Genomic DNA, 1,421 nt, shown 5'->3' on the forward strand with positions numbered 1-1,421 from the left:
ACGTTCCGTCAGGCCACGTTGTCGCCGTGGGTCAGCGTCTCCCAGGCGACGAAGAGGTTGTTCGTCCCCATCGGACGCCGGGCCAGGGTGTACGCCCGGGTGTTGGTCATGGCGTTGCCGAGGCGGTTGTGCAGGGCGTTGTAGCCGACCTCGGTGACCGGGCCGAGGCCGCGCTCGACGGTGCCGCCGCACAGCCAGGACGGCGGGTCGTTCAGTTCGTACGTGGCGTGGAAGCCGAGAGCGTGCCGGATCCGCTCGCCGAACTCCGGGTAGAGGTCCTGTCCCTGGATCCGCGAGGTCTCGGCGACCTGGGCCATGGCCGCGATGCCGTAGCCGGTGTGCGTGAAGTCGCGGCAGGTCTCCTGGGAGAGCCCGTTCACGAACGTGGTCTGGTGGTGCCAGTAGCCGATGATCTCGTCCCGGGTGTCACGTCCGTCGCCCGGCTTGGTGCGGGGCAGGGCGCCGTCGGAGGTGAGGTAGACGTAGGCGGGCACGCGGTTGCGGAAGAGCGCCACGGCACGGTCGTAGACGGCCTTGTCGTCGAGGAAGACCCCGATGCCGATGATTGCCTGGATCATGCTCAACTCCCAGTTGCCGTTGGAGTTCGAGCCGTTCTGGATCTCCGGGTAGTACACGGTGCGGAGCATGGTGGCGAAGCGGCCGGCGTTCGGCCAGTTGCCGTAGGTGTGCTTGATGATCTCGGCGGCCTTGGGCCAGGAGGAGGCGGCCCAGGCGGTCTGCAGCGGGGCGTTGCTGTTGGTGTGGTCGCGGACGGTGGCCGACCAGGCGTCCATGATCTGGATCGCCTTGGCGGCGTGCGCGGCGTTGCCGGTGACGTACCAGGCCAGGGCGTGGGTGTATGCGGCGATGGCGTCTTCACGCTCGTCCGTGCAGCCGTTGTCGGGGTTGGAGTACGAGCCGCATTCGACGACGGCGCGCGGGTGCGGCGTGTACGAGAGGGAGGCGTACCGCGAGTTCGTCATCTGGCCGAAGGCGGCGGCCTGCGGGGCGGCGCCCGCGCTGACGCGGGTGCGCAGGGTGTCGAGTTGGGCACGGCTCACGCCCACGCCGGGGTGGGTGAAGACGGCGGGGGCGGCCTGCGATGCGGGGATGGCGGGCTCGGCCGCCTCCCGGGCGGGCTCGGTCCTCCCCCGGGCGGGCTCGGTCCTCTCCGGGGCCGCGAGCGCGGCCTCTGCGGCGGCACCGGGAGCGGGCAGGCCGGCCGCGGCCGGTGTCGCGAGGACGCCCGCCAGGAGTGCGGCGGCCGCGGCGAGGACGGCGGGCTTGAGGGCTCTGATGCGCATGGGGGGTGGCCTTTCTGCCGGCACCGCGCGTTCGCATACGTGAGCGGCGCTTGGGTCTGTGAATGGCTGCTGATTCCGGAAGCTAGCGACGCGACATGGGCACGTCAAGGTCTAGAC

At 70.8% G+C, this 1,421-nt stretch carries 1 protein-coding gene; it reads right to left on the reverse strand.

What is annotated here, in order from left to right:
* Window positions 1-8 precede the first annotated feature (8 nt).
* Complete coding sequence (locus tag CCN42_RS40880) at window positions 9-1,304, reverse strand: alginate lyase family protein (RefSeq protein WP_086742084.1); 1,296 nt, start codon at window positions 1,302-1,304, stop codon at window positions 9-11.
* Window positions 1,305-1,421 lie beyond the last annotated feature (117 nt).

Source organism: Streptomyces glaucescens (assembly GCF_002154375.1).
In the GTDB taxonomy this organism is placed as follows: Bacteria; Actinomycetota; Actinomycetes; order Streptomycetales; family Streptomycetaceae; genus Streptomyces; species Streptomyces glaucescens.